Origin of the sequence: Halalkalibacter oceani (assembly GCF_040544555.1) — a bacterium.
In the GTDB taxonomy this organism is placed as follows: Bacteria; Bacillota; Bacilli; order Bacillales; family Bacillaceae_D; genus Halalkalibacter; species Halalkalibacter oceani.
The window spans coordinates 20,430-42,534 of the sequence record NZ_JBEPKD010000011.1; the positions used below are offsets into that span (position 1 = coordinate 20,430).

Below are 22,105 nucleotides of genomic sequence, written 5' to 3' on the forward strand. Positions count from 1 at the left end.
AAAGGAGAGAATTATGACGTATAAAATATACCCCCTTGACCTTGGGACTTTTGAAGCGATGGAAACTTCTAATCTACTTTATCAAGTAAATCCAGGAGTGAAAGTAAGGCAGCCGATATTGGCATGGTTGATTTTGGGAGGTGAAGAGCCCATTCTCGTAGATACAGGAGGTTCAGATGAGGAGTGGGCAAAGCAGTATCATCATGGCTTGCAACGTTCCTCTGAACAAACGATCGAAGCCCAGTTGCAGAAGCATGGAGTACATCCCGATGAAATTAACATTGTTATTAATACTCATTTGCATTGGGATCATTGTTTTCAAAACAATAAGTTCAAAAATGCTCACTTCTATGTCCAGAAAAAAGAGCTCATGGCTGCTGTCGTCCCACTCCCTACTCAGAAAGGGTATTACGAGACAGAAATCGCTGGCGTTATTCCAAGCTGGATGGAGACATTTGATCGAATGAAGGTTGTTGATGGTGATAGTAAGTTAAGGGAGGGCATAGAGCTTGTTCATTTGCCTGGACATACAGTGGGCCTGCAGGGAGTTCTTGTAGAGACAAAAAATGGTCCGTATTTAATTGCCAGTGATACGATTGGTGTCTATGAAAACTGGGAGGGAAATGATAAATTGGCTCATATTCCTCAAGGGATACATTGGAGTCTGGAAGATTATTTCAGAACATTTGAAAAGATGGAGAAATTAGGAGCGAAGGTTCTCCCCGCCCATGATATGCGGGTATTGGAGCACGAATACTATGAATAAACAATCATTGTCTTTGGAATGGATCAACTCATTTCAGCAGGCTGTCAAACAGGATCAAGAGTTTTTATGGATTGCAAAGCATATGAATTGCACCTTCCTATGGAAAGTAGGTTCCGAATCTTTCTTATTTAAAATTGAACAAGGAAATATTCTTTCGATTACATCACCAACATGGAATGATAGCTGGGATTTTAGTATTGAAGGAACACAGGAAGCATGGAACAAGTTCCTTAAACAACCCCCTCCCCCGCTTTATAACGATTTACTAGGAATGGTAACTCGTTTGCCGGAATGTGAACTGAATGGTAATCGGTTAATGGCTATGCAATATATGCGCTCGTTGACTAGGTTATTTACGATAGCGCGCGAAGTACAAGGAGACGTAAAGATATGATAAAAGGACATTATGTGACTGTCACAATTAATCATGAGCCACATGATATCTATTATGAAAAAGCAGGAAATGGAACCCCCTTGCTGTGTTTACACACAGCGGGGGCAGATTCGAGACAATATTATGACCTTATGAAAGATAAAGAATTAACGGAGAATTTCCAAGTCATTGCATTTGATATGCCTTATCATGGACGTTCGATGCCGCCAAATGGTTGGTGGAAGGAACAGTACTTGCTCAACACAGATCGATATGTCAAAACGATTATGGCTTTTATTGACGCTTTAAACATAGAGCATCCTGTTGTTATGGGTTGTTCAATGGGAGGCAGTATCACGTTAGAGCTCGCATACCGGTTCCCGGATAAATTCCGGGGAGTGATCGCATTAGAGGCGGCTGCCAAGACTGGAGGACGGTTTAATGAATATTTATTCCATCCACAAGTTCATGGCGGAGAAATGTGCGCTACAAATGTGTATGGTCTTATGGCTCCGCAAAGTCCAGAAGAGTTGAGGCGGAAGGCCTGGTGGATATACAGCCAAGGAGCTCCGGGTATCTACTATGGGGATATTTATTTTTATAGCGAGGATTGGGATGCGACTAACCGTGTTGCTCAAATTGATACAAAAAAATGTCCTGTCTTCATGCTGACAGGAGAATATGATTATTCTTGTACGCCGGAAATGTCTAAAGATACTGCTGATAAGATCCCCGGGGCTTATTTTAAGGAAATGAAGGAAATAGGACACTTTCCTATGACTGAAAATCCCGACTTGCTCATGAAATATCTTCAACCGGTCCTACTAGAGTTGTCAGCAAAAACAAACTAGATTCCAGAAGCTAAAATTCCCACACTTTAATATAGAAGGAGAATCACAATGATAAATCAATCTTGGAATTTTCATTCAACAGAAAGAATTGTCTTCGGAAATGGTTCGATACAACAATTAAACAATGTGTTACAACGGTTAAATGCAACAAAGCTGCTTATCGTAACCGATCAGGGAATTCGTAAAGCAGGAATTTTGGACCGGGTCGTTCCATTACTTGAAAAAGAGAATTATCAAACGGTTATTTACGATGAAGTGGTGTCAGACCCTCCGGCTCAAATGGCAATTGATTGTGCAGAATATGCTAAATCACAGTTTGAACCTGATTGTATTATCGGACTTGGCGGAGGGAGTTGCATCGATATAGCGAAATTATCAGCACTTCTCCTTACCCATGGAGGGCACCCCCTCGATTATGCTAAAAAAGCAGTTCCTGGCCCGACAACTTCTGTCGTGGCAATTCCAACTACAGCTGGAACCGCCTCCGAGGTCACGACGGTAGCCGTCGTGCAGGATGTAGAAAATAAGATAAAACTTGGGGTATCAGACGAATATTTACGCCCGGATGTAGCTTTACTGGATCCAGAGCTGACAATCGGCCTGCCACCATATACGACCGCTTGCTCTGGAATTGATGCTTTGTCGCACGCTATTGAAAGTTATATGACTAAATCCTTTGCACACCTTGATTCCGAAGGGGTTTTTCAAGGATCGAGCCCGTTAAGTGATAGTTTGGCCTATAAGGCGATAGAACTCATTGCGAACAATCTCACCACAGCGGTTCATCAAGGCAGTAATTTAGAGGCAAGAGGTAATATGCTTTTAGCCAGTTTAATTGCCGGAATGGCATTTTCTAATTCCGGTACTGGGGCAGTTCATGCACTTGCATATCCAATTAACGGTATCGTTAAGTCTCCACATGGCGAAGTGACGGGTTTACTTTTACCTTATGTTATGCAATATAATTCGACAGTCCAAAAGAGCAAAATGATCGATATTGCAAAGGCATTTGGCATTGATACGTCATTAATGCCAAAACAAGAAGCTGTATTAGCAGCGTCAACGGCTGTTTTAAATCTAGTTGAGGAAATTGGCCTGCCTACCCGCCTTTCACAAATAGGAATAAAGGAGAAGGATGTGCCAGTAATAGCGGAAAAAGCGATCGGAATCGACCGTTTAATCCGGACAAACCCAAGAACTCCTAGGGTGTCTGACTTTGAAAAGCTATTAAATAACGCACTATAAACCGAATTATAGAATCAAATGATCAATTAAGCTGTTAAATTAAAAGGAGATTATAAAAAATGGCGTACAGAATTGAACGGGATACAATTGGTGAAATGAAAGTTCCGGCTGAAAAACTTTGGGGGGCTCAAACCCAGAGAAGCCTGGAAAATTTTAAAATTGGCGAGGAAAGGATGCCCGAGGCGATTATAAAGGCATTTGCAATTTTAAAGAAAAGCGCCGCTTTGGCTAACGAGGAAATGGGTCATTTAAGCACCGAAAAGGCAAAGGCGATTGTGAAAGCATCCGATGAAATTATTGAAGGAAGCTTGAATGGTCACTTCCCCCTTGTTGTCTGGCAAACAGGAAGCGGAACGCAAACTCATATGAACATCAACGAGGTTATCGCCAACAGAGCCAATCAAATTTTAGAGGAAATGGGAAGTGAAGGTAACGTTCATCCAAATGACGATGTTAATTTCTCCCAAAGCTCAAATTGTAATTATCCAACGGCTATGTATATTGCAGCTGTAACGGCTGTTGAAGAGCAGGTGTTGCCAGCTTTAGCAAAATTCAAGTCAACATTGTTCTCGCTATCAGAAAAGTATTCAGACATTATAAAAGTGGGGCGTACGCATTTGCAGGATGCAGTACCTCTTACGCTAGGTCAGGAGATTAGCGGCTGGCATCGAATGTTGGAAAAGACAGAACAAATGATTGAAAATAGCTATAAGCAAATGGAGGAACTTGCATTTGCTGCGACAGCTGTAGGGACAGGGTTAAACACTTATGAAGGATTTGCCGAATTAGCTGTTAAGAAAATAAATGAATTTACCGGTAAAAACTTTAAGCCTGCCCAAAATAAATTCCATGCTCTTACTAGCTATGATGAAGTCGTATACTCACATGGAGCTTTAAAGGCTTTAGCAGCTGATTTAATGAAAATTGCCAATGATGTACGTTGGCTGGCGAGCGGGCCGAGAAGTGGTATCGGCGAAATTACGATTCCTTCAAATGAACCAGGCAGTTCAATGATGCCAGGCAAAATTAACCCGACTCAAGCAGAAGCATTAACAATGGTTGCAACACAGGTAATGGGAAATGATGTGACAATAGGCATTGCGGCGAGTCAAGGAAATTTTCAAGTGAACGTATTTAAACCTGTCATCGCCTATAATTTTCTGCAATCTGCAAGACTGTTAGCCGACAGTATGGTCTCCTTTAATGACAATTGTGCGGTAGGGATTGAACCTAACTACGAAGTTATCAAACGAAACCTGAGCAATTCTCTAATGCTGGGCACAGCTCTTAACCCTCATATTGGTTATGAAAAAGCGGCTAAAATTGCCAAACATGCCCATAAAGAAGGACTCAGTCTAAAAGAAGCTGCTATAGCCTTAAACATCCTGACAGAGGAAGAGTTTGATGAAATTGTCGACCCTTCTAAAATGATTCAGCCTGCAACGATTGACGGTTAGTCACCAGAAAGATAACGATCCTATTCATTAAATAAAACAAGTTGGATGGCAAATTTGTTTGTATGTCAATTGCATCAGCATGTGCCCTCCGCATGTTGATGCATAAAATCGTTGCTAATGTAGCTTTTATAAAAGAAAGGGAAGAAAAAGCTAATGATGTTTTGGTATAAGCTGACGGTTTTAGATATACTAAATATAGGAATTTATAATTTATGTGCATTGCTCATAAATGGAATTCTAATTATTTAAAGCTATCCAACTATAGATAAAAGCTGGATCAAAGATTTTCAGCATAAGCTAAAAAATAAGGAGGGCCACTATGACACGGAAAACAAATTTGTTTATTCATGAAAGGATGACATTGCAAGACCGTGTAAGCCAAACATTGAGAGAAGCTATTTTAAGGGGGGATTTTCAACCGGGGGAACGTCTAGTTCAAGATGTGCTGGCGAATGAGCTTGGGGTAAGTCGTATGCCGATTCGGGAAGCACTTCGACAGCTGGAATCGGAAGGGTTAGTAGAGTTTGAAGCTCATAAGGGTGCTCTAGTTAAAAAATTAACAATTGGAGAGATTGATGAAATTTATACATTGAGAGCAACCCTTGAAGCAATGGCAATAAGAAAAAGTATGTCTAACCTTACTGAAGTAGAAATAAATGAAATGAAAGAGTTATTAGATGTGATGGAAAAGGAAGCAGCAAATCCGCAAGTTTTTATTGAAGGGAATAAAACGTTTCATAGATTAATTTACAAAGGTTTAGAGTGGAATAAATTAAGAACGATCATCGAACAGTTGAGCCATGGAATATCGAATGCCGCCCCGTTTTTATTTGATGGGCAAATGGAAAAATCCAATAAGGAACATCGCTTAATTCTTGATGCTATTGAGAAAAAGGATAGTGACTTAGCTGCGGAACTAATGCGAAAGCATATTGAAAGAACTGGAAAGAGTTTGAAGAAGTATATGGGGGAAGAAGAGTTGCATTTAACGGAAAAAGGAATGGATAATTTCAACTAAAGTTATGAGGTTCTTTCCAAAAAAGAATGCTCATTAACTTGAATTAATAAAAACATAGGGCTCAAGAGGATTGGAGTATGAGTATGCGTCAAATCCATGTGAAAGAAATCACGGAAAAGGTAGTTCAGTTATGCCAAGATGCTAATTATGAACTTGGTGATGATATGATGGACGTTTTCAATGAGTCTCTTAAGCAAGAAACTTCCACAGTTGGTCGTCATGTGTTAAGTCAATTAATTGAAAATGCGAACGTTGCAAAACAAGAACGGGTTCCAATGTGCCAGGATACAGGGGTTGGAGTGTTTTTTATCGAAGTCGGCTACGAGTGCCAGATTATTGGCGGTGATTTATATGAGGCAATAAACGAGGGCATCAGTAAAGGCTATCGAGAGGGGTATCTTCGTTTTTCAATGGTAAACGATCCGTTGAACCGAATAAATACGGGCGATAATACTCCAGCTCTAATCTATGTGGAAATGGTTTCCGGAGATCAGCTAAAAATAAAGTATTCCGCTAAGGGAGCGGGCAGCGAAAATATGAGCAGGTTAAGAATGTTGAACCCGGCTGATGGGTTAGAGGGCGTCAAGGATTTTGTCATTGAAACGGTATCTAAAGCTGGGCCAAACGCTTGTCCCCCAATGGTTGTTGGGGTAGGGATTGGCGGCAGTTTCGAAAGATCCACCTACATTGCCAAAAAGTCATTATTCCGTCATGTCGGGCAGCGTCATTCCGATGAAAGAATTGGGGCTCTCGAAAAAGAATTAATACAAAAATGCAATGAATTGGGGGTTGGGCCACAAGGGTTGGGAGGAGTAACAACTGTACTTGATGTCAAAATTGAAGTTTTTCCTTGTCATATTGCCTCCCTGCCAGTTGCCGTTAATATTCAATGCCATGCCAACCGTCATAAAGAAGCGGTCTTGTGATAGGGGTGATCAAGTGAGTGTAAAAATAGTTCAGCTTCCATTAACAGATGAAGTAGTTTTAGGTTTGAGGGCTGGGGATAAGGTTCTTTTATCAGGCGCATTATATACTGCTCGAGATGCCGCTCATAAACGTATATTTGAAGCAATTCAGAATAACGAGCCCCTTCCGATACAGATTAATGGACAGACCATTTATTATGTAGGACCGACCCCGGCTAAAGCTGGCCAGATAATTGGTTCAGCAGGGCCGACGACAAGTGGGCGTGTCGATAAATATACGCCAGCTTTATTAAGCCTTGGGCTTAAAGGGATGATCGGGAAAGGGTATAGAAATGATGAAGTAAAAAAGGCAATTCAAACTTATCAGGCCGTTTATTTTGCTGCAATCGGTGGCACGGGAGCTCTTTTATCGAAAGCGATCACCTCAGTGGACATTATTGCTTTTGAAGATTTAGGTCCAGAGGCAATTCGGAAGCTGGTTGTCAAGGACTTTCCCGTCATTGTTATCAATGACTGCTATGGAAATGACTTATATGAGCAGGGCGTTGAGTCCTATCAGAAAAAACATGAAGAAAGCGAAAAATAAAATTTTAATAGATTTAATATTCCGATATTTCTGAAAGGGGAGAGGGTTTTGGAAGGAAAAGTAGCTCTAATTACTGGATCAAGTACCGGGATAGGGAGAGCGATTGCTCTTCGATTGGCTAAAGAGGGCGCCAACATTGTTATTAACTATTCGAGATCGGAAAAGGAGGCACAGGAAACGAAAAAGGACATTGAAAATTTAGGGGTGAAATGTCTAGTCTGTAAAGCTTCTGTTGATGATGATGAAATGGTAAGACGAATGGTCGAGGAAACTGTTAAAGCCTTCGGTCGGCTGGACGTATTAGTCAATAATGCAGGAGTTACCAATTTTGTGAAGCATGACGATCTGGAAGGGTTGAAAGACGAATATTGGGATCGTGTCATGAACATTAATGTAAAGGGTCTGTTTTATTGTTGCAGAGCGGCTGCCCCTTACTTAAAACAGCAGCATGGGTGTATTGTTAATGTGACTTCCGTCGCTGGCTTGACGGGGTTGGGAAGTTCGATTGCTTATGCATCTTCCAAAGCAGCGGCTAATAGTGTTACGAAATCTCTTGCTCGTGTTATGGCGCCGGAGGTTCGGGTGAACAGCGTTGCTCCTGGTATTGTGACCACTCGCTGGAATGAAGGAAAAGAGGAGAGTATTAAGCATTTAAGTGAAGGCACACCGTTAGGTAGAGTGGCATCTCCTGAAGATGTTGCTGAACTGACATATTCTCTTATTGCTCATGCAGGCTTTGTAACTGGAGAAATTATTAAAGTTGATGGTGGCATGTTTATATAATTGCGTTTTCTTGAAAAGACAGACAAAAAATGAGGTGGAATGTTTGATTAGTAAAATCAACCATATTGCAATTATCGTAAAAAACATTGAGGAAGCGCTTATTCCCTATCAAAGGGCTTTAGGCTTGGATTCAACGGAAATTGAGCTGGTAGAAGAATTTAATGTTCGGGTAGTATTTATTCCAGTTGGAGATACCCAAATCGAATTGGTTGAACCTCTTGAGGAAAATCAACCACTTAATGAATTTTTGAAAAAAACGGGAGGCGGTCTCCATCATATTGCTCTGGAAGTAGGGGAAATTGAGGGAGCAATTAAGGAGCTGGAGAAGGAAGGAATTAATATGGATGATCGAGTTCCACGGCCGGGTGCCCATAATACAAAAGTTGCCTTTGCAAATGAAAAAGAATTTAATGGAGTCATTATGGAATTAGTCCAACCTTCTAAGTAGCAAGTTATTTTCTCCTATTATCATTTACAGAGGAAAGGGAGTTTTATACGTGAAGGCAATTGTCATCAATCAATTTGGTGGTAAGGAAGCTTTAAGTTATCAACATGTTGACAAGCCATCAATAGTTGGGTCGAATGAGGTGTTAATTTCGGTTGTCGCTACAAGTGTTAACTATGCCGACATTCAAACAAGGGAAGGAAGGTATCACGCAGCGGGAAAACCGCCCATTATCCCAGGACTTGATGCCGCAGGAGTGGTAGAAAGTGTCGGCGCAGCTGTCAGGACTGTAAGCGTCGGTGACAGGGTCGTAGCCTTTCCTAAAACAGGGTCATATGCCGAGTATTGCATAGCGGATGAGGAACTGGTCTTTGCGCTACCACCGGGTATCGGCTTTGAAGAAGCGGCCGCCAGTCCAATTGTATCGTTTACTTCCTATGCACTTATTGCAAAGGTTGCTCGAATGCAAAAGGGAGAAGCCGTTCTCATACACGCTGCAGCGGGCGGGATCGGCACAACTGCAACTCAAATTGCTAAAATATTAGGGGCAGGCTGTGTCATTGGCACCGTTGGTCATGAGAGTAAACGGCAGGCGGCACTAGAGTCAGGTGCAGATTATGTTATTTGCTACGAAACTGAGGATTTTGTCCAAAAAGTAAATGAGTTGACGGGGAATAAAGGGGCAGATGTAATCCTGGACTCGATAGCGGGTAAGATTGGTGAACAAAGCTTGGACTGCCTAGCTCCATATGGCCGATTAGTGAACTTTGGAAATGCAAGTGGAGAACCTGCACAATTTCAAACGAAAGATTTGCATTCAACTTGCAGGTCTATTTTAGGATTCAGTATAGGTACTACTAAAAACCAGAGACCACATATGCTGCATGAACTTGGAGAAAACGTATTTCGTTATTTATCGACGGGCCAATTAAACATTAAAATCAGTAATACTTTTAATTTGCCCGATGCTGGATTGGCACAGCAGTTAGTCGAAAGCAGGCAAAGTACGGGTAAAGTTGTATTGAAAATATCTTGATTTCTTATGGTGGTGATGCGAAGCACACTTAATCTCGAATTGAAATGAGGGAAAACGAATGTTGCCTTTAGAGGGAATAACGGTAGTAAGCGTTGAACAAGCAATCGCGGCCCCGTTTGCCAGCCGTCATTTGGCTGATCTTGGTGCAAGAGTGATCAAAGTTGAGCGCCCCGAGGGAGGGGATTTTGCTCGAAATTATGATAAAACAGTTAAAGGGCTGTCAAGTCACTTCGTGTGGTGTAATCGTTCAAAGGAATCATTGACGCTGGATTTAAAAAGTGCCGAAGGAAAAGATGTACTGGTCCGTTTACTAAAAAAAGCAGATGTGTTTCTTCATAATTTAGCTCCGGGTGCGATGGAGCGTCTGGGGTTTGGTGATGACTTCTTAAAAAATAACTATCCTCGATTAATTGCATGTAGTATTTCGGGATATGGAAAAAGCGGTTCGTATAAAAACAAAAAGGCATATGATTTACTAATTCAATGTGAAGCTGGCCTGCTTTCTATTACAGGAACAGATGAAGTACCATCCAAGGCGGGTATCCCTGTCGCTGATATAAGTGCGGGTTTATATGCATTTAGTGGTATTTTAAGCGCGTTGATCGAAAGAAACCAAACAGGAAAGGGAAAAATCCTCGACGTTTCCATGCTTGAATCACTCGCTGAGTGGATGGGCTATCCAATGTATTATGCTGGCTACAGCGGGGAAGAACCGAAAAGAACCGGGGCGAATCACGCTACGATCTATCCTTACGGTCACTTTTTATGTGGAGATGGTAAGGAGGTTTTCTTTGCCATTCAAAATGAACGAGAATGGGGCGTCTTTTGTGCTAAGTTACTCCAGACACCAAAGTTAGCAGAAGACTCACGTTTTGAAAACAATCCAAGTCGCTTTGAAAATCAAGCACAATTAAAAACCATTATAGAGGAGGCATTTTCAACTTTAACGTCTGATGAGGTCATTGGCCGATTGGAAGAAAGCAAAATAGCTAATGCTCGTATGAATACGATGAAAGAACTCTTCCATCATCCGCAACTGGCTGAGAGAAATCGTTGGAGAAATATTGATACACCAGTCGGTTCAGTTAAAATGTTAATTCCTCCTGTGACGATGGAAGGTTTTGAACCGAGTATGAAGGCAATTCCTGAGTTAGGTGAGCATAATGAGAAGATATTACATGAACTGGACGATCTCAACGGTAACAAATGAGATAGTCGAGAATTGTAGAAGAAATACTATATTGTCGACAATATTAACGTCAATAAGAAGGACAATATGTAAAGGATGAAAGGAGTTATGCACAATGAATGAAAAACGATTTGAAGAAGGATTGAAGGTTCGTAGAGAGGTATTAGGCTCAGAGTATGTGGACAAGTCGATTAATAATGCAACGGAGTTCACTCAGCCGCTGCAGGAACTAGTGACCGAATATTGCTGGGGCGAAATATGGACGAGACCAGAGCTTCCGAGGAAAACACGGAGCCTGCTCAATCTGGCCCTTATGACGGCGCTTAACCGCCCGCATGAATTGAAATTGCATGTAAGAGGAGCCTTCAATAACGGGGTCACGCTGGAGGAAATGAGAGAGGTCTTTTTACAGACTGCCATTTACTGCGGCGTACCAGCAGCGATTGACAGCTTCCGGGTTGCTCAGGAAGTTATGAAGGAAGATGAACGATAAACAGAGGATACGTGATCATGTGGAGGTGTGCCAAAAACCATTTGGTACATCTCCTTGATATGTTTAATAATAAAAAAACTTACAATAAATAGAGTTCTGTTTCGTGCCCTTATTGGTATCTTCTCATTTTTACAGCTTTAAATCGTATATAAATATGGATAATGGGTAGATATTATAAGCTATAAATCATTATAATGGATAATGATGATAAGGTTATAATGGAAACAGACAAGTTTTGTAATAGGTCGCGCCTTGCTTGGTGTGACACCTAGGCAGGAGCGTATACATCCTTCCTGCAAATTTTAGAGTATAGGGATGGTAAAAATGAGCAACGGAGAAACAAAAACAGATGTCATCTTAATTGGTGCTGGTATCATGAGTGCGACGTTAGGGACACTTTTGAAAGAATTAGTACCAGAATGGGAAATTACTGTGTTTGAGAAGCTCGAAAAGGCAGGTGAGGAGAGCTCCAATGAATGGAATAATGCCGGGACAGGGCATGCGGCACTATGCGAGCTTAATTACACAACGGAAAGGCCGGACGGATCGATCGACATTAGTAAAGCGATTAACGTGAATGAGCAGTTTCAGCTTTCGATGCAGTTCTGGTCTTATCTTGTTAACCGTCAGCTAATCCAGCATCCGCAGGACTTTATTATGCCATTGCCTCATATGAGTATGGTGCAAGGGGAGCAGAATGTGACATTTTTAAAGAAACGGTTTGAAGCGCTCACAGGAAATCCCCTTTTTCAAGGAATGGAATTTTCTGAGGATCCTGAAAAATTGAAGGAATGGATTCCGCTTATTATGGAGGATCGGGAAACGGACGTGCCGATTGCTGCAACGAAGATCGATTCTGGAACCGATGTCAATTTCGGCGCGTTGACGCGGATGCTGTTCGATCATTTAGCAAGTCAGGGCGTCGAAATCCGTTACAAGCACAGTGTAGATGATTTGAATCGTACCGCGGACGGCTTGTGGGAATTAAATGTACGGAATGTCGAGAGCGGTACAGTCGAGCGTCATACGGCAAAGTTTGTTTTCATCGGCGGCGGGGGAGGAAGTTTGCATTTGCTGCAAAAGTCCGGTATTCCTGAAGGAAAACATATTGGCGGATTCCCGGTAAGCGGCATTTTCATGGTCTGTCATAATCCGGAAGTGATTGAGCGGCACCACGCGAAAGTATACGGCAAGGCGAAGGTTGGAGCACCGCCGATGTCGGTTCCGCATCTCGATACCCGCTTTATCGAAGGACAGAAATCGCTGTTGTTTGGTCCGTTTGCCGGATTCTCACCAAAGTTTTTGAAAACAGGCTCGATGCTTGATTTATTGACTTCTGTAAAACCGAATAACCTTGTTACGATGCTGGCGGCAGGAGCAAAAAATCTCTCCTTGACTAAATACTTGATCGAACAGGTAATGCTGTCAAAAGAAAAGCGGATGGAAGAGCTACGGGAGTTTATTCCGAATGCGAAAGACGAGGATTGGGATTTAGTCGTAGCGGGCCAGCGTGTACAGGTGATTAAAGACACGGATGCCGGAAAAGGAACGCTTCAATTTGGAACGGAAGTGATTACTGGCGCAGATGGTACGATTGCTGCTTTATTAGGAGCGTCCCCGGGAGCGTCAACTGCTGTTCATGTCATGCTTGAGGTGATCAGAAATTGCTTCCCGCAGCATTTGGCCCAGTGGGAGCCGAAGATTAAAGAAATGATTCCTTCTTATGGGGTGTCACTCGCGGAAAACCGAGAGCTTCTGCACGACATTCATACTTCGACTGCGAAGACGCTTGGCTTAAGTGAAAAAGAGCTGGTTCACAGCTAAAGGAAGGTAGCGGCGTTGTCTTGCTGTGACAAAACTAGTTAGCAGGGGCTGGGAAAAAGGTGAAAAACAACCTTTTACTCAGCCCCTTATTTTAAAATAAAAAGAACCAACCGAGAACTAACACAATTACGATAACCGGAATGAGGCCAAGATAAATAATTAATTGATTGCCAATACTGCGTTGGCTGCTATAATTCGAGTCTTCTGTTTTTGTCAATGATAATGTAATGACAAGGGCTGCTACGCAAACAATAGCGGCAAAAATAATTAAGATTGTCATTGTTTCTCTCCTTCAAGGATTGCATGATGATGTCTATGTTCTTTTATTAAACCCGATCATGACAAAATTGGCACCATCCAATTTGCCATTAATTTTCTCATCCACTTTGTAGCGTTGGGACAAGGTGACGTTATGTCATCGTTGACTCGATAAGAGCTTCCTTAAATCGTTTAATCCCCTCACGGATTTGCTGCTCATTTCCTCTCCCATATGTAAAGCGGACAAAGCCCGATTCGGAACCCATTATGCGCCCTGGGGTGAAGATGACGCCTTTTTTTATCGCCTCTTCGATCAGCCGATTTTCATTAGATAAGCCGTTAATTTTGCACCATAAATGAATGCCGCCCTGAGGGGTCTCGTATTCGACCTGCTCGGGTAAGAGCGCTTGTAAGCTTGTGACCATCTCTTGTTTGCGGCGTTCCAGCTTTTGTCTGAGCAAGCTGATATGGTGCGGGAAGTAGGCAGAGTCAAGAAACTCTTTTGCCACCCACTGCGGAAAAATGCTGTGCCCGAAATCAACCTGCTGCTTAATATCAGCCAGACGCTGGATAACGGGGTGGGGACCGATCACCCAGCCGACCCGCAATCCGGAGGCAACGATTTTTGAAAGCGAGCTAATATAGAGCACATTGCCGTTCAAGTCCAATGACTTTAAAGTAGGCTGATTAAATTCTCCTGCTGACGTAAGGCTGTATGGGTCATCCTCAATGACCGGAATGCCGAACTCGGATGAAATATCTAAAATTTTCTTGCGGCGCTCCAGGCTAAGAACCGTCCCGGTAGGATTCTGAAAATCGGGATTTAAAAAGATCATGCGAATGCGATGCTTTTTATGCAGCTCAATCAGATCAGCGGGCCGGATCCCATTGTTGTCGGGCTTTACTAGATGGACATGGAGTCCGGCAGAGCGGAAAAGCGGTAACGTGTAGCAATAGGATGGATCTTCGATTGCTACGGCATCGCCTTGTTGGAGCAGCCCCTGGACGATAAGATGGAGGGCCTGCTGCGCTCCGGATGTGATCAGAATCGACGAAGCATCGGTCTGAATATTTCGATATGCTTGGACATGCTCGGCAATGACGGCCCTTAACCTTTCATTCCCTTGCGGTTCGTCGTAGCCAAGGTTCTCGGTAAAGCGATGGCTGGAAAGGATTGTCTGAAACTGTTCTGTCGGGAATAAATCACTCGATAATTCTCCGCTCATGAAGTTAATGATGCGATCATCCTTTGATTGCTCTCTCAATCTTTGAACAATCGGGAAATTAGGTAAAACTGAACCTGCCTCTACATAGTGATTCCAGTTCGGCATCCGTTTATTGAGCAAGCCCCAAATATCACTGCTGACTTTTGTGCCGCTTCCTTTTTGCCTCGTCACTAGCCCCATCGATTCAAGCTCGGCGTAAGCGGCGACAATCGTACTCCGGTTGACAGCGTATGTTGCTGCTAACGCTCTTTCGGAGGGCAATGTGCTGGCAGGAGGGAGGTGGCCGGAAGAAATCTCAGCTTCAAAATAGGCTGCAATTTGTTTATATAAAGGTTTTTGATCGTCGCGGTTCGGTTTCCACTCCATGTGTCCCCCTCATTTCTTTTACCCATTTTCGCCTGTCGGGGCGGGGCGTCGGCTTCGCGCGCCGCTTCTAAGAAAGGACGCTACGCGTATTTCTTACCGTGTATTGTCACTATAACGAATGATGGACGGGAAGGTCAAGTTTGGATGTTTTGCCCGGGAACGATGGGCTGAAACAATACTAGCTTCAACAGATCGTGGCGGTTCCGCTCATTGCTTAGAGGCCGGACAAAAGGTAATGAAACAACCTTCTGACCAGGCCTCTGACTGTCCTGCCTATAATGCCGGGTAATAAGGCTCGTAAACAGGGTTGCTGTAATAAGGCGGTCGCACAGCGATCGTTGGCAGATCCCAGCTGTATGTCATATAGTCCATTGTCACCTTTTCTTCCTCATTTTGCAAAAGCCTTGTCGCTTCTGGAAAAAATTCAATATTCAAATGTCATTCCTCCCGATTTTTTTATTAGCATTCTTCACATAAGCAAATGCCTAGACATAGCATATGTTATCTGGGAGGGAGACGTTATGAAAAATAAAGATGAGCGCAATCAGCCAACGAATGAAGAGCTTGAAAGAATCAGAGTGTATCAGCAATGGTTTGAAGAGAACAAGAAGGATGATCCGTATCCTCAATACCCGATTTACGGCAAAATCACAAAAACGGAAGAAGTCCCGATGGCTCAGCCTGAGCAAAGGCAGCTTCGGCAACCGGGCCTTGAGAGCTTGATGGTTCCAAAGCCGATTATCGAAAACCCGCATTATCGCGGCAGCGGGAAATTAACCGGTAAAACAGCACTCATTACCGGGGGAGACAGCGGCATGGGCGCTGCAGCAGCGATTGCCTTCGCGAAGGAAGGCGCCGACGTAGCGATTTCGTACTTAGATGAACACGAAGATGCGAACCGGACAAAAGACCGGGTCGAAGAGCTTGGCCGAAGATGCTTAGTGCTGCCGGGTGACTTGAGGGAAAAGGAGCAATGTGAACATATCGTATATGAAACGATCAACACATTTGGCCGGTTGGATGTACTATGCAATCATGTCGGCATCCAGTTTCAGCAAAACGACATAACGGAAATTACCGATGAACAGTTTGATGAAACGTTTAAACTCAATGTATACTCGCACTTTTATACGACGCGGGCGGCGATGCCGTACCTCGAAGCGGGCAGCTCGATCATTGGCACGGCATCTGTCGTGGCCTACGAAGGGGAGCCGCTGTTAATGGATTATTCCGCGACAAAGGCGGCGATTGTCGGATGGACCCGCGCATTGGCGAGAAATGTTGCCAAACGGAAAATCCGCGTCAACGCGGTTGCACCCGGCCGTATCTGGACTCCTCTTATTCCGGCTAGTTTTTCGTCCGATGAAAACGCGCTCCACGGCGGAAATCTTTTTAATCGGATGGCCCATCCGTTTGAGGTGGCACCGACATTTGTCTATCTGGCTTCGGATGATTCGCGCCATGTCACCGGTCAGGTTCTTCATGTTGACGGTGGGGAGTCGACGCAATCCTGATCGTGAAAAAAGGTGGCACTCCCGTCGATTGGACGTCTATGAAAAGGAGGCTGCTGAAAAAGCGAAACACACTTTTTCAGCAGCTTCATGAAAAGAGGGCTTTATAAAGGAGCAGCAAGCCGCTTATCCCGATTAAGGACAGGACGGAATACTTGAACACGCTGTCGGTGATAGATTTTTGGATTTTCATTGCCAGGGCAAGGCCGAGAAATGACGGAATGATCGCCAGAAGAGCGTAGAGGAAAAGCGTGTTTCCTTGATAAAAGCCAAGCGAGCTAATCGTAATTAGCTGCGTGATATCAATAACGACAAAATAACAGTTAATCAAAAATAAAAACTGATAGCGGCTGACGTTCATCTGCAAAAAATATAAACTGATCAACGGTCCGCTCGCTCCTGCTGCTCCCTGAAGAGTACCACCGATAAGACCAACGGCGCCATCGACCCATTGCGGCGGCTTCGTAAATTGAGGCAGGAAGGATGTCAGTGAACTAATGACGAAGAAAATAATGACGACGCCGAGCAGGCCGGTCAAAAGGTTGGAGTCGGTCATGACTAAAATGGTTGAACCGATAATCATACCGCCGATTCCCATTAAGGTGAGGACGGCGGCTTTTTTTAATGTGCTCCACTTCTCAAATGTTTTGACGAGCATAAAGCAGTCGGTCGCCACCGTCGCCGGGACGGTTAAGGCTATCGCTGTCTGTAGGTCGAACATCACCGTTAAAATCGGAGTGGCGACCAGAGGCAGGCCCATTCCACTAATTCCTTTTGATACCCCGGCCAATAGAAAAACAAAAAGAGCGATAAGAATGACGGATAGCTGCAACGGATTTAATCCTCCTATTGTCAGGTTCTATTTCGCGACCATCTCCGGGATCCATAGATAGATCTGTGGAAGATAGGTGACGATCAGCAAGGAGATCGCGTACCAAATCCAAAAAGGGGATAAGCTCTTTACAATGTCATGAATCGGCTTCTTGAAGACACCTTGGCTGACAAATAAGTTTAACCCGAATGGCGGCGTGAACATCCCGATGGCAATATTCATTGTCATAATCAAACCTAAATGGATCAGGTCAATCCCCAGACTTTGCGCGACGGGCACAAGCAGAGGAGTTAATACTAAAATAGCAGAAGTCGGATCGAAAAACATCCCAACGATGATTAATAGAAGATTAAATTTTTAGACACACAAACCTCATTTTGACAAATTCTATAAAGCGGATGTTTCTAAATTGATAGGTGTATAATGAAGTTGTAAGGAAAAGCATGAAAAAACGAATGGAGGGATCAGGAAATGAGACTTCAGGACAAAGTAGCTGTTATTACCGGGGCCGCGTCAGGAATGGGAAAAGCGATTGCTAACGTTTATGCAAAAGAGGGTGCGAAGGTAGTCGTGTCTGATATTAATGCCGAAGCGGCAAACCAGACGGTGGACGAGATTAAGTCGGCTGGTGGCGAGGCAATCGCTGTTGTCGCCAATGTTGCGAAGGAAGAGGATATTCAAAATTTGATTGACACAGCTGTCAACAGCTACGGCACGCTTGATATTTTAGTTAATAACGCCGGCATTATGGATAACTTCGAGGCTGCCGCCGACATTCAAGATGAGTCATGGGAAAAAATCTTTGCGATCAATACGACGAGCGTAATGCGGGCAACGCGCAAGGCTCTTCCAATATTTTTAGAAAAGCAAAAAGGGGTCATTATTAATATCGCTTCGGCAGGGGGATTACAAGGTGCCCGAGCAGGAGCAACCTATACAGCTTCAAAGCATGCTGTCGTCGGCTTTACGAAGAACACCGGCTTTATGTATGCACAAAAAGGGATTCGCTGCAACGCGATTGCCCCCGGAGCTGTTGAAACGAATATTGGCACGTCGATGACTAATATTAATGAATTCGGCATCGGCCGGACACAGCCGGGTCTGGCGATCAATCCGCGTACCGGAAAGCCGGAGGACATTGCCAATATTGCCTTGTTCCTTGCTTCTGATGAAGCAGATTTTGTGAATGGAACAGTCATCACGGCCGACGCGGGCTGGACGGCATATTAAGTGAATAGAGAGAAAGGGCTGGGCAAAAGGTGTTTGCCCAGCCCTATATGTTCTAAACCATTTGATGGAATGTCACATGTCTCCTTTAACTGTTATTTATAACAGAACTGGTGTAATCGGTTATATTATCCTGTGAAAAATAATGACTAGTATCGTAAGCTAATTTGTAAGTCACATTATTTATGGAAAAAGAATGGATAATATACATACCATCCTGCTCGACTGTAACTTCAGTGCCATTACTATTTATAGTATGTTCTTTTGCTGGAGCAATTCCGTTATAATCTAAAGTGACAAGTAGTACATTTTCAGTATCATAAGGCCCTACAATCGTTTTAGCATGATGGGCTTCTTCCCATTCTGTCACATTATTTTGATCTGCAAAAAAAGGCTTTATGTCATCTGAAGGCTCGGGCGTATAATAGAGATTCACACTAGGATCTCCGTTTGCATGATGTTGTACATACACATATGAAATGTCCAAATCATTGAAAGTAGGTATCTTCATTTCCTTTCCGGTTTCTTGCATAATTGCTTTACTAAGCTCAGTTTCGTCAGCCAAATTAGTTGAGTCAGAATAACATCCAACGATAATCCATATGCTGAGTAGGCATATAAAAACTAAAAATTTAGACACGTTGTTTATCATTCCTTTCTTATTGTATAGACTTTTTTTATACAATATCATAACATCCTTATTGTTTTTAATAACGGCTCGGGTGTATATAGCGAATAGAGGAGAAACTTCCCTTTTCGCGTGTAGGATAGTCGACTTTCCTGCTACTATAAAAAAAAATAGTAGCACGAACCAAGGCCATGGTTTGTGCTACTAATGGTAGTATGTTTAGTCTTGCTGAAATGAGATTGTCTATCCGTTCGCGTTCACGATTTGTGAAAGTCCATCCTCGATTGGAGTAGCCGGTCGTCCGAGAAGCTTTTCCAGATCATTGCTTTCAATGTCGAGCGTCCCTTCGCGAATGTCTTTTTGAATGTTGACTAAGAAAGGTAAAAACGATTCCGGTACCCCGACCTGTTTCATTACATCGGCATACGTCTCGTCATCAACCTGCTGGACGGTTATGTCCTTTTTGATCACCTTGCTCAGCGTTGCTACAAGCTCTTCCTGCGTCAGCGGTTTACCGGCAAGCTCATAGATTGTATTGTCATGCCCTTGACCGGCGAGAACGGCCGCCGCGGCTTCTGCATAATCCTGTTGCACAGCCCAGCCGACTTTTCCATCAGCGGCAGAGGTCACCCAAGGGGCGCCAGCCAGCACACCTTGAATACTTGAGCTTTCATTTTCCAAATACCAGTTGTTGCGCAAAAAGGAATACGGGATGCCTGTTTCCAAGATCGCATTTTCGGTCGCTTTATGAGTCGGAGCGAGAAAATTACTGCTTCCCTGAGCATTCGTGATGCTTGTATAAGCGATGAAGCGTACGCCTGCCCGTGCCGCTGCGGAGACGGCGTTGCCATGCTGTTTAATTCTCGTTTCATTGTCACCGTCAGCTGAGATAATCAGCAATCTGTCGACGCCGGCAAAAGCCGTATCCAATGTAGCCGGATGGTCGAAATTGCCCTGGCGCACTTCGACACCGCGTGCTTGCAAGCTTTCAGCTTTCTGAGGATCGCGGACACTGACAGCCAGCTGACTGGCCGGTACGGCTTTCAATAGCGTTTCTACCACTTTTGTCCCTAATTTCCCTGTTGCACCCGTTACTAAAAGTTTCATCGATGATCCCTCCCGTTTCGTTTTTTAATGATTAACTTGTATTTATTTCAGATACATGTATTTATCATAGATACTCCTTGTTATCCTGTCAATCAATTTGAGGTATAATACGGTATTATAGTCATGACAAAGAAAAAGGCAGGTGATTGATGTGGCGATAAGCAGCCGCTTTGCCGTAGGCATTCATATTTTAGCTCTGATTGAATTAAATAAAGACGGAATAAGCTCGTCCGAATATTTGGCAGGAAGCGTCAATACGAACCCGACCTTAATTAGAAAAATTATGGGCATGCTGAAAAAAGCCGATTTACTTATCGTACAGCCGGGAGTCGCCGGGGCGAGGCTTGCTAAGGAGCCGGCTTCAATTACTTTGCTGGACGTCTATAAGGCAGTCGATGTCGTAAAGGAAAAAGAATTGTTTAGTATACATGACCACCCCCATCCGGATTGTGTCGTAGGACGCAACATTCAGGAGGCGATTCTCCCCGTATTGGCCGCTGCCCAATTTGCGCTTGAAAAGGTGTTGGAACAGGTGACGGTGAAAGATATTATCGAGGAGATTGTGATGAAGGAGAGGGGCTCGTTTTGAGTAGACTATTGCTTCACCATAGTTTGAGTTCAGCTGGCTCAGTTTTTTCATCTCATTATCGATATCGGCTTTAAGAAACTGGATGATAGAGCAAAATATCTCATAAAAAAAGACAATAATGGAAAGCTTTACTGTGACTCTAAAAAGCAAAAGGTGATGGTTCTAAATTGGAAATGAAGCATTTGCAGTTCTTTCTTGAAGTGGCACGTACGGGCAGCTTTACGCATGCAGCTGAGAATCTGTATATTACGCAGCCGGCGCTCAGCCGGATTATTAAATCAATGGAGGACGAGCTCGGACTGCCATTGTTTATCCGTTCGCGGAAAAAGGTAATCCTGACAGATGCCGGGCATGTTTTAAATAAGCATGCGCAGGTGATGGATAAGCAATGGCAGCGGCTGTATGCAGAATTGGATAAGATGAAAACAGTGAAAACGGGGCAGATCCGGATCGGGCTGCCGACGATTGTGAATTCATTCTTCTTTTCGCAGCTGCTTGCTTCCTTTCATAAAGAGTACCCGGAAGTAACCTTTCAATTAGAAGAAGCCGGGTCCAAGAAGATTGAAGAAGAGATTACAAATGATAAGCTGGATTTCGGCGTAGTCGTGCTTCCCGATAAGCATGATATGCTCGATTATTATATGTTTGAAACGGACAAGCTGAAGCTCGTTGTCCCGCCTTCCCATCGTCTTGTCGGCAGAGAAACGGTGGCGTTATCGGAGCTGAAGGATGAGTCATTTATTATGTTTAATCGTGAGTTTGAGCTGAGAAGGCTTGTGCTGGCGGCATGTCGGGAAGCCGGCTTTGAGCCGGGCATTATTTCGGAGACATCGCAATTGGACTTCATTGAAGAAATGGTCGCCTATAATTTAGGGATCACGCTCTTGCCGGAAAGCACGTGCACAGAGCTGAAGCGGGATGTCCATACGATCGCCGTTACGAATCCGACGATTGAATGGAGGCTGGCGATGATTTGGAAAAAAGAAGCGTATTTATCGCATGTTGCCACGGAATTCATTCATTTTGCAAAAGGAAAGCTGCCGAAAAGCAGACCGGATCAAAAAGGATAAAACAGCAAGCAGAGAAGTGGACTTCCTGTTTGCTGTTTTGTGGTCTGATGGTAAGCAGCTGTTGCCTCGTAGAATTATTCCCGATGCTAGGATTGTACCATTACACCATGCATCTTTCCCCTTTGTCAGTGCTATGATAGAAAACATCAATCTTACAAAGAAAATGTCATTCCGCTTTCCAACCTCTATTTTTCACATGGAAATCCTCCTACAAAACGCTTTCATAAGCGATCGGTATAGAGCGTATGTAGGATCGGCATTGTATTTTACCGTTGTCTTTAACCTATAATAGGAAATGA

25 protein-coding genes are annotated in these 22,105 nt (G+C 43.6%); 18 read left to right on the forward strand and 7 right to left on the reverse strand.

All coding sequences use genetic code 11. The annotated features are described in order from the left end of the window. The first annotated feature begins 13 nt into the window (after positions 1-13). The 14 genes from ABMB67_RS13130 (at position 14) to ABMB67_RS13195 (ending at position 12,992) form a co-directional block, all read left to right on the forward strand. Positions 14-766: an N-acyl homoserine lactonase family protein gene (locus ABMB67_RS13130; RefSeq protein WP_354572348.1), complete on the forward strand. Its 753-nt coding sequence runs from the start codon at positions 14-16 to the stop codon at positions 764-766. Next, complete coding sequence (locus tag ABMB67_RS13135) at positions 759-1,160, forward strand: hypothetical protein (RefSeq protein WP_354572349.1); 402 nt, start codon at positions 759-761, stop codon at positions 1,158-1,160. Before ABMB67_RS13130 ends, ABMB67_RS13135 begins: the two co-directional genes overlap by 8 nt. Then, complete coding sequence (locus ABMB67_RS13140) at positions 1,157-1,990, forward strand: alpha/beta fold hydrolase (protein WP_354572350.1); 834 nt, start codon at positions 1,157-1,159, stop codon at positions 1,988-1,990. The genes ABMB67_RS13135 and ABMB67_RS13140 overlap by 4 nt, the downstream gene beginning before the upstream one ends. Positions 1,991-2,038: 48 nt before the next feature. Further along, positions 2,039-3,235: an iron-containing alcohol dehydrogenase family protein gene (locus tag ABMB67_RS13145; protein ID WP_354572351.1), complete on the forward strand. Its 1,197-nt coding sequence runs from the start codon at positions 2,039-2,041 to the stop codon at positions 3,233-3,235. 59 nt (positions 3,236-3,294) lie between these two features. Beyond that, complete coding sequence (gene fumC, locus ABMB67_RS13150) at positions 3,295-4,692, forward strand: class II fumarate hydratase (RefSeq protein ID WP_354572352.1); 1,398 nt, start codon at positions 3,295-3,297, stop codon at positions 4,690-4,692. A gap of 319 nt (positions 4,693-5,011) precedes the next feature. After that, positions 5,012-5,710 carry a GntR family transcriptional regulator gene (locus tag ABMB67_RS13155; protein ID WP_354572353.1) on the forward strand — a complete coding sequence of 233 codons (699 nt, stop codon included), beginning with the start codon at positions 5,012-5,014 and terminating at the stop codon, positions 5,708-5,710. A 77-nt stretch (positions 5,711-5,787) separates the two neighbouring features. Beyond that, positions 5,788-6,636, forward strand: a complete 849-nt coding sequence (locus ABMB67_RS13160; protein ID WP_354572354.1) for a fumarate hydratase — start codon at positions 5,788-5,790, stop codon at positions 6,634-6,636. Further along, on the forward strand, positions 6,605-7,222 hold the full coding sequence (locus tag ABMB67_RS13165) for a Fe-S-containing hydro-lyase (protein ID WP_354572355.1): 618 nt from the start codon (positions 6,605-6,607) through the stop codon (positions 7,220-7,222). The genes ABMB67_RS13160 and ABMB67_RS13165 overlap by 32 nt, the downstream gene beginning before the upstream one ends. Before the next feature lie 48 nt (positions 7,223-7,270). Beyond that, positions 7,271-8,005, forward strand: coding sequence for an SDR family NAD(P)-dependent oxidoreductase (locus ABMB67_RS13170; protein WP_354572356.1), 735 nt, complete (start codon positions 7,271-7,273; stop codon positions 8,003-8,005). A 43-nt stretch (positions 8,006-8,048) separates the two neighbouring features. Then, positions 8,049-8,453, forward strand: coding sequence for a methylmalonyl-CoA epimerase (gene mce / locus ABMB67_RS13175; RefSeq protein ID WP_354572357.1), 405 nt, complete (start codon positions 8,049-8,051; stop codon positions 8,451-8,453). A gap of 49 nt (positions 8,454-8,502) precedes the next feature. Next, complete coding sequence (locus ABMB67_RS13180; protein ID WP_354572358.1) at positions 8,503-9,486, forward strand: quinone oxidoreductase family protein; 984 nt, start codon at positions 8,503-8,505, stop codon at positions 9,484-9,486. 58 nt (positions 9,487-9,544) lie between these two features. Continuing rightward, positions 9,545-10,696 carry a CaiB/BaiF CoA transferase family protein gene (locus ABMB67_RS13185; protein WP_354572359.1) on the forward strand — a complete coding sequence of 384 codons (1,152 nt, stop codon included), beginning with the start codon at positions 9,545-9,547 and terminating at the stop codon, positions 10,694-10,696. A 94-nt stretch (positions 10,697-10,790) separates the two neighbouring features. Next, complete coding sequence (gene pcaC, locus ABMB67_RS13190) at positions 10,791-11,168, forward strand: 4-carboxymuconolactone decarboxylase (RefSeq protein ID WP_354572360.1); 378 nt, start codon at positions 10,791-10,793, stop codon at positions 11,166-11,168. Between the two features lie 324 nt (positions 11,169-11,492). After that, positions 11,493-12,992, forward strand: a complete 1,500-nt coding sequence (locus ABMB67_RS13195) for a malate:quinone oxidoreductase (RefSeq protein WP_354572361.1) — start codon at positions 11,493-11,495, stop codon at positions 12,990-12,992. Between the two features lie 91 nt (positions 12,993-13,083). On the opposite strand, the gene ABMB67_RS13200 is transcribed toward ABMB67_RS13195, so the two are convergent. From ABMB67_RS13200 to ABMB67_RS13210, 3 genes are all read right to left on the reverse strand, one after another. Next, complete coding sequence (locus ABMB67_RS13200; RefSeq protein WP_251224077.1) at positions 13,084-13,272, reverse strand: BshB3 potential contributor to bacillithiol synthesis; 189 nt, start codon at positions 13,270-13,272, stop codon at positions 13,084-13,086. A 130-nt stretch (positions 13,273-13,402) separates the two neighbouring features. Next, a complete protein-coding gene (pdxR, locus tag ABMB67_RS13205; RefSeq protein WP_354572362.1) occupies positions 13,403-14,842 on the reverse strand; it encodes a MocR-like pyridoxine biosynthesis transcription factor PdxR in 1,440 nt (479 codons plus the stop codon). Positions 14,843-15,115: 273 nt separating this feature from the next. Further along, positions 15,116-15,277, reverse strand: coding sequence for a hypothetical protein (locus ABMB67_RS13210; protein ID WP_251224079.1), 162 nt, complete (start codon positions 15,275-15,277; stop codon positions 15,116-15,118). Between the two features lie 86 nt (positions 15,278-15,363). Between ABMB67_RS13210 and ABMB67_RS13215 the strand changes: the two genes are divergently transcribed. Continuing rightward, complete coding sequence (locus ABMB67_RS13215) at positions 15,364-16,356, forward strand: SDR family oxidoreductase (RefSeq protein WP_354572363.1); 993 nt, start codon at positions 15,364-15,366, stop codon at positions 16,354-16,356. An 85-nt stretch (positions 16,357-16,441) separates the two neighbouring features. Here ABMB67_RS13215 and ABMB67_RS13220 read toward each other — a convergent pair whose 3' ends face one another. Together ABMB67_RS13220 and ABMB67_RS13225 are read right to left on the reverse strand one after the other, a co-directional pair. Beyond that, a complete protein-coding gene (locus tag ABMB67_RS13220) occupies positions 16,442-17,185 on the reverse strand; it encodes a sulfite exporter TauE/SafE family protein (protein WP_251224081.1) in 744 nt (247 codons plus the stop codon). Positions 17,186-17,212: 27 nt separating this feature from the next. After that, on the reverse strand, positions 17,213-17,524 hold the full coding sequence (locus ABMB67_RS13225) for a TRAP transporter large permease subunit (RefSeq protein ID WP_349775626.1): 312 nt from the start codon (positions 17,522-17,524) through the stop codon (positions 17,213-17,215). A gap of 132 nt (positions 17,525-17,656) precedes the next feature. Between ABMB67_RS13225 and ABMB67_RS13230 the strand changes: the two genes are divergently transcribed. Beyond that, positions 17,657-18,415: an SDR family oxidoreductase gene (locus ABMB67_RS13230; RefSeq protein WP_354572364.1), complete on the forward strand. Its 759-nt coding sequence runs from the start codon at positions 17,657-17,659 to the stop codon at positions 18,413-18,415. 85 nt (positions 18,416-18,500) lie between these two features. On the opposite strand, the gene ABMB67_RS13235 is transcribed toward ABMB67_RS13230, so the two are convergent. Together ABMB67_RS13235 and ABMB67_RS13240 are read right to left on the reverse strand one after the other, a co-directional pair. Continuing rightward, positions 18,501-19,097 (reverse strand): hypothetical protein, encoded by a 597-nt coding sequence (locus ABMB67_RS13235; protein WP_354572365.1) that lies wholly within the window; start codon positions 19,095-19,097, stop codon positions 18,501-18,503. Positions 19,098-19,283: 186 nt separating this feature from the next. Further along, positions 19,284-20,147 (reverse strand): SDR family oxidoreductase, encoded by an 864-nt coding sequence (locus tag ABMB67_RS13240; protein ID WP_354572366.1) that lies wholly within the window; start codon positions 20,145-20,147, stop codon positions 19,284-19,286. 151 nt (positions 20,148-20,298) lie between these two features. Here ABMB67_RS13240 and ABMB67_RS13245 point away from each other — a divergent pair, with 151 nt between their 5' ends. Beyond that, positions 20,299-20,736 (forward strand): Rrf2 family transcriptional regulator, encoded by a 438-nt coding sequence (locus ABMB67_RS13245; RefSeq protein WP_251224086.1) that lies wholly within the window; start codon positions 20,299-20,301, stop codon positions 20,734-20,736. Positions 20,737-20,903: 167 nt separating this feature from the next. Next, positions 20,904-21,806 (forward strand): LysR family transcriptional regulator, encoded by a 903-nt coding sequence (locus ABMB67_RS13250; protein WP_354572367.1) that lies wholly within the window; start codon positions 20,904-20,906, stop codon positions 21,804-21,806. Positions 21,807-22,105 lie beyond the last annotated feature (299 nt).

Coding starts and splice junctions, on each gene's coding strand:
- ABMB67_RS13130 (WP_354572348.1), top strand. CDS start 14: ATGACGTATAAAATATACCCCCTTGACCTTGGGACTTTTGAAGCGATG.
- ABMB67_RS13135 (WP_354572349.1), top strand. CDS start 759: ATGAATAAACAATCATTGTCTTTGGAATGGATCAACTCATTTCAGCAG.
- ABMB67_RS13140 (WP_354572350.1), top strand. CDS start 1,157: ATGATAAAAGGACATTATGTGACTGTCACAATTAATCATGAGCCACAT.
- ABMB67_RS13145 (WP_354572351.1), top strand. CDS start 2,039: ATGATAAATCAATCTTGGAATTTTCATTCAACAGAAAGAATTGTCTTC.
- fumC (WP_354572352.1), top strand. CDS start 3,295: ATGGCGTACAGAATTGAACGGGATACAATTGGTGAAATGAAAGTTCCG.
- ABMB67_RS13155 (WP_354572353.1), top strand. CDS start 5,012: ATGACACGGAAAACAAATTTGTTTATTCATGAAAGGATGACATTGCAA.
- ABMB67_RS13160 (WP_354572354.1), top strand. CDS start 5,788: ATGAGTATGCGTCAAATCCATGTGAAAGAAATCACGGAAAAGGTAGTT.
- ABMB67_RS13165 (WP_354572355.1), top strand. CDS start 6,605: ATGCCAACCGTCATAAAGAAGCGGTCTTGTGATAGGGGTGATCAAGTG.
- ABMB67_RS13185 (WP_354572359.1), top strand. CDS start 9,545: ATGTTGCCTTTAGAGGGAATAACGGTAGTAAGCGTTGAACAAGCAATC.
- pcaC (WP_354572360.1), top strand. CDS start 10,791: ATGAATGAAAAACGATTTGAAGAAGGATTGAAGGTTCGTAGAGAGGTA.
- ABMB67_RS13195 (WP_354572361.1), top strand. CDS start 11,493: ATGAGCAACGGAGAAACAAAAACAGATGTCATCTTAATTGGTGCTGGT.
- ABMB67_RS13200 (WP_251224077.1), bottom strand. CDS start 13,272: ATGACAATCTTAATTATTTTTGCCGCTATTGTTTGCGTAGCAGCCCTT.
- pdxR (WP_354572362.1), bottom strand. CDS start 14,842: ATGGAGTGGAAACCGAACCGCGACGATCAAAAACCTTTATATAAACAA.
- ABMB67_RS13215 (WP_354572363.1), top strand. CDS start 15,364: ATGAAAAATAAAGATGAGCGCAATCAGCCAACGAATGAAGAGCTTGAA.
- ABMB67_RS13230 (WP_354572364.1), top strand. CDS start 17,657: ATGAGACTTCAGGACAAAGTAGCTGTTATTACCGGGGCCGCGTCAGGA.
- ABMB67_RS13240 (WP_354572366.1), bottom strand. CDS start 20,147: ATGAAACTTTTAGTAACGGGTGCAACAGGGAAATTAGGGACAAAAGTG.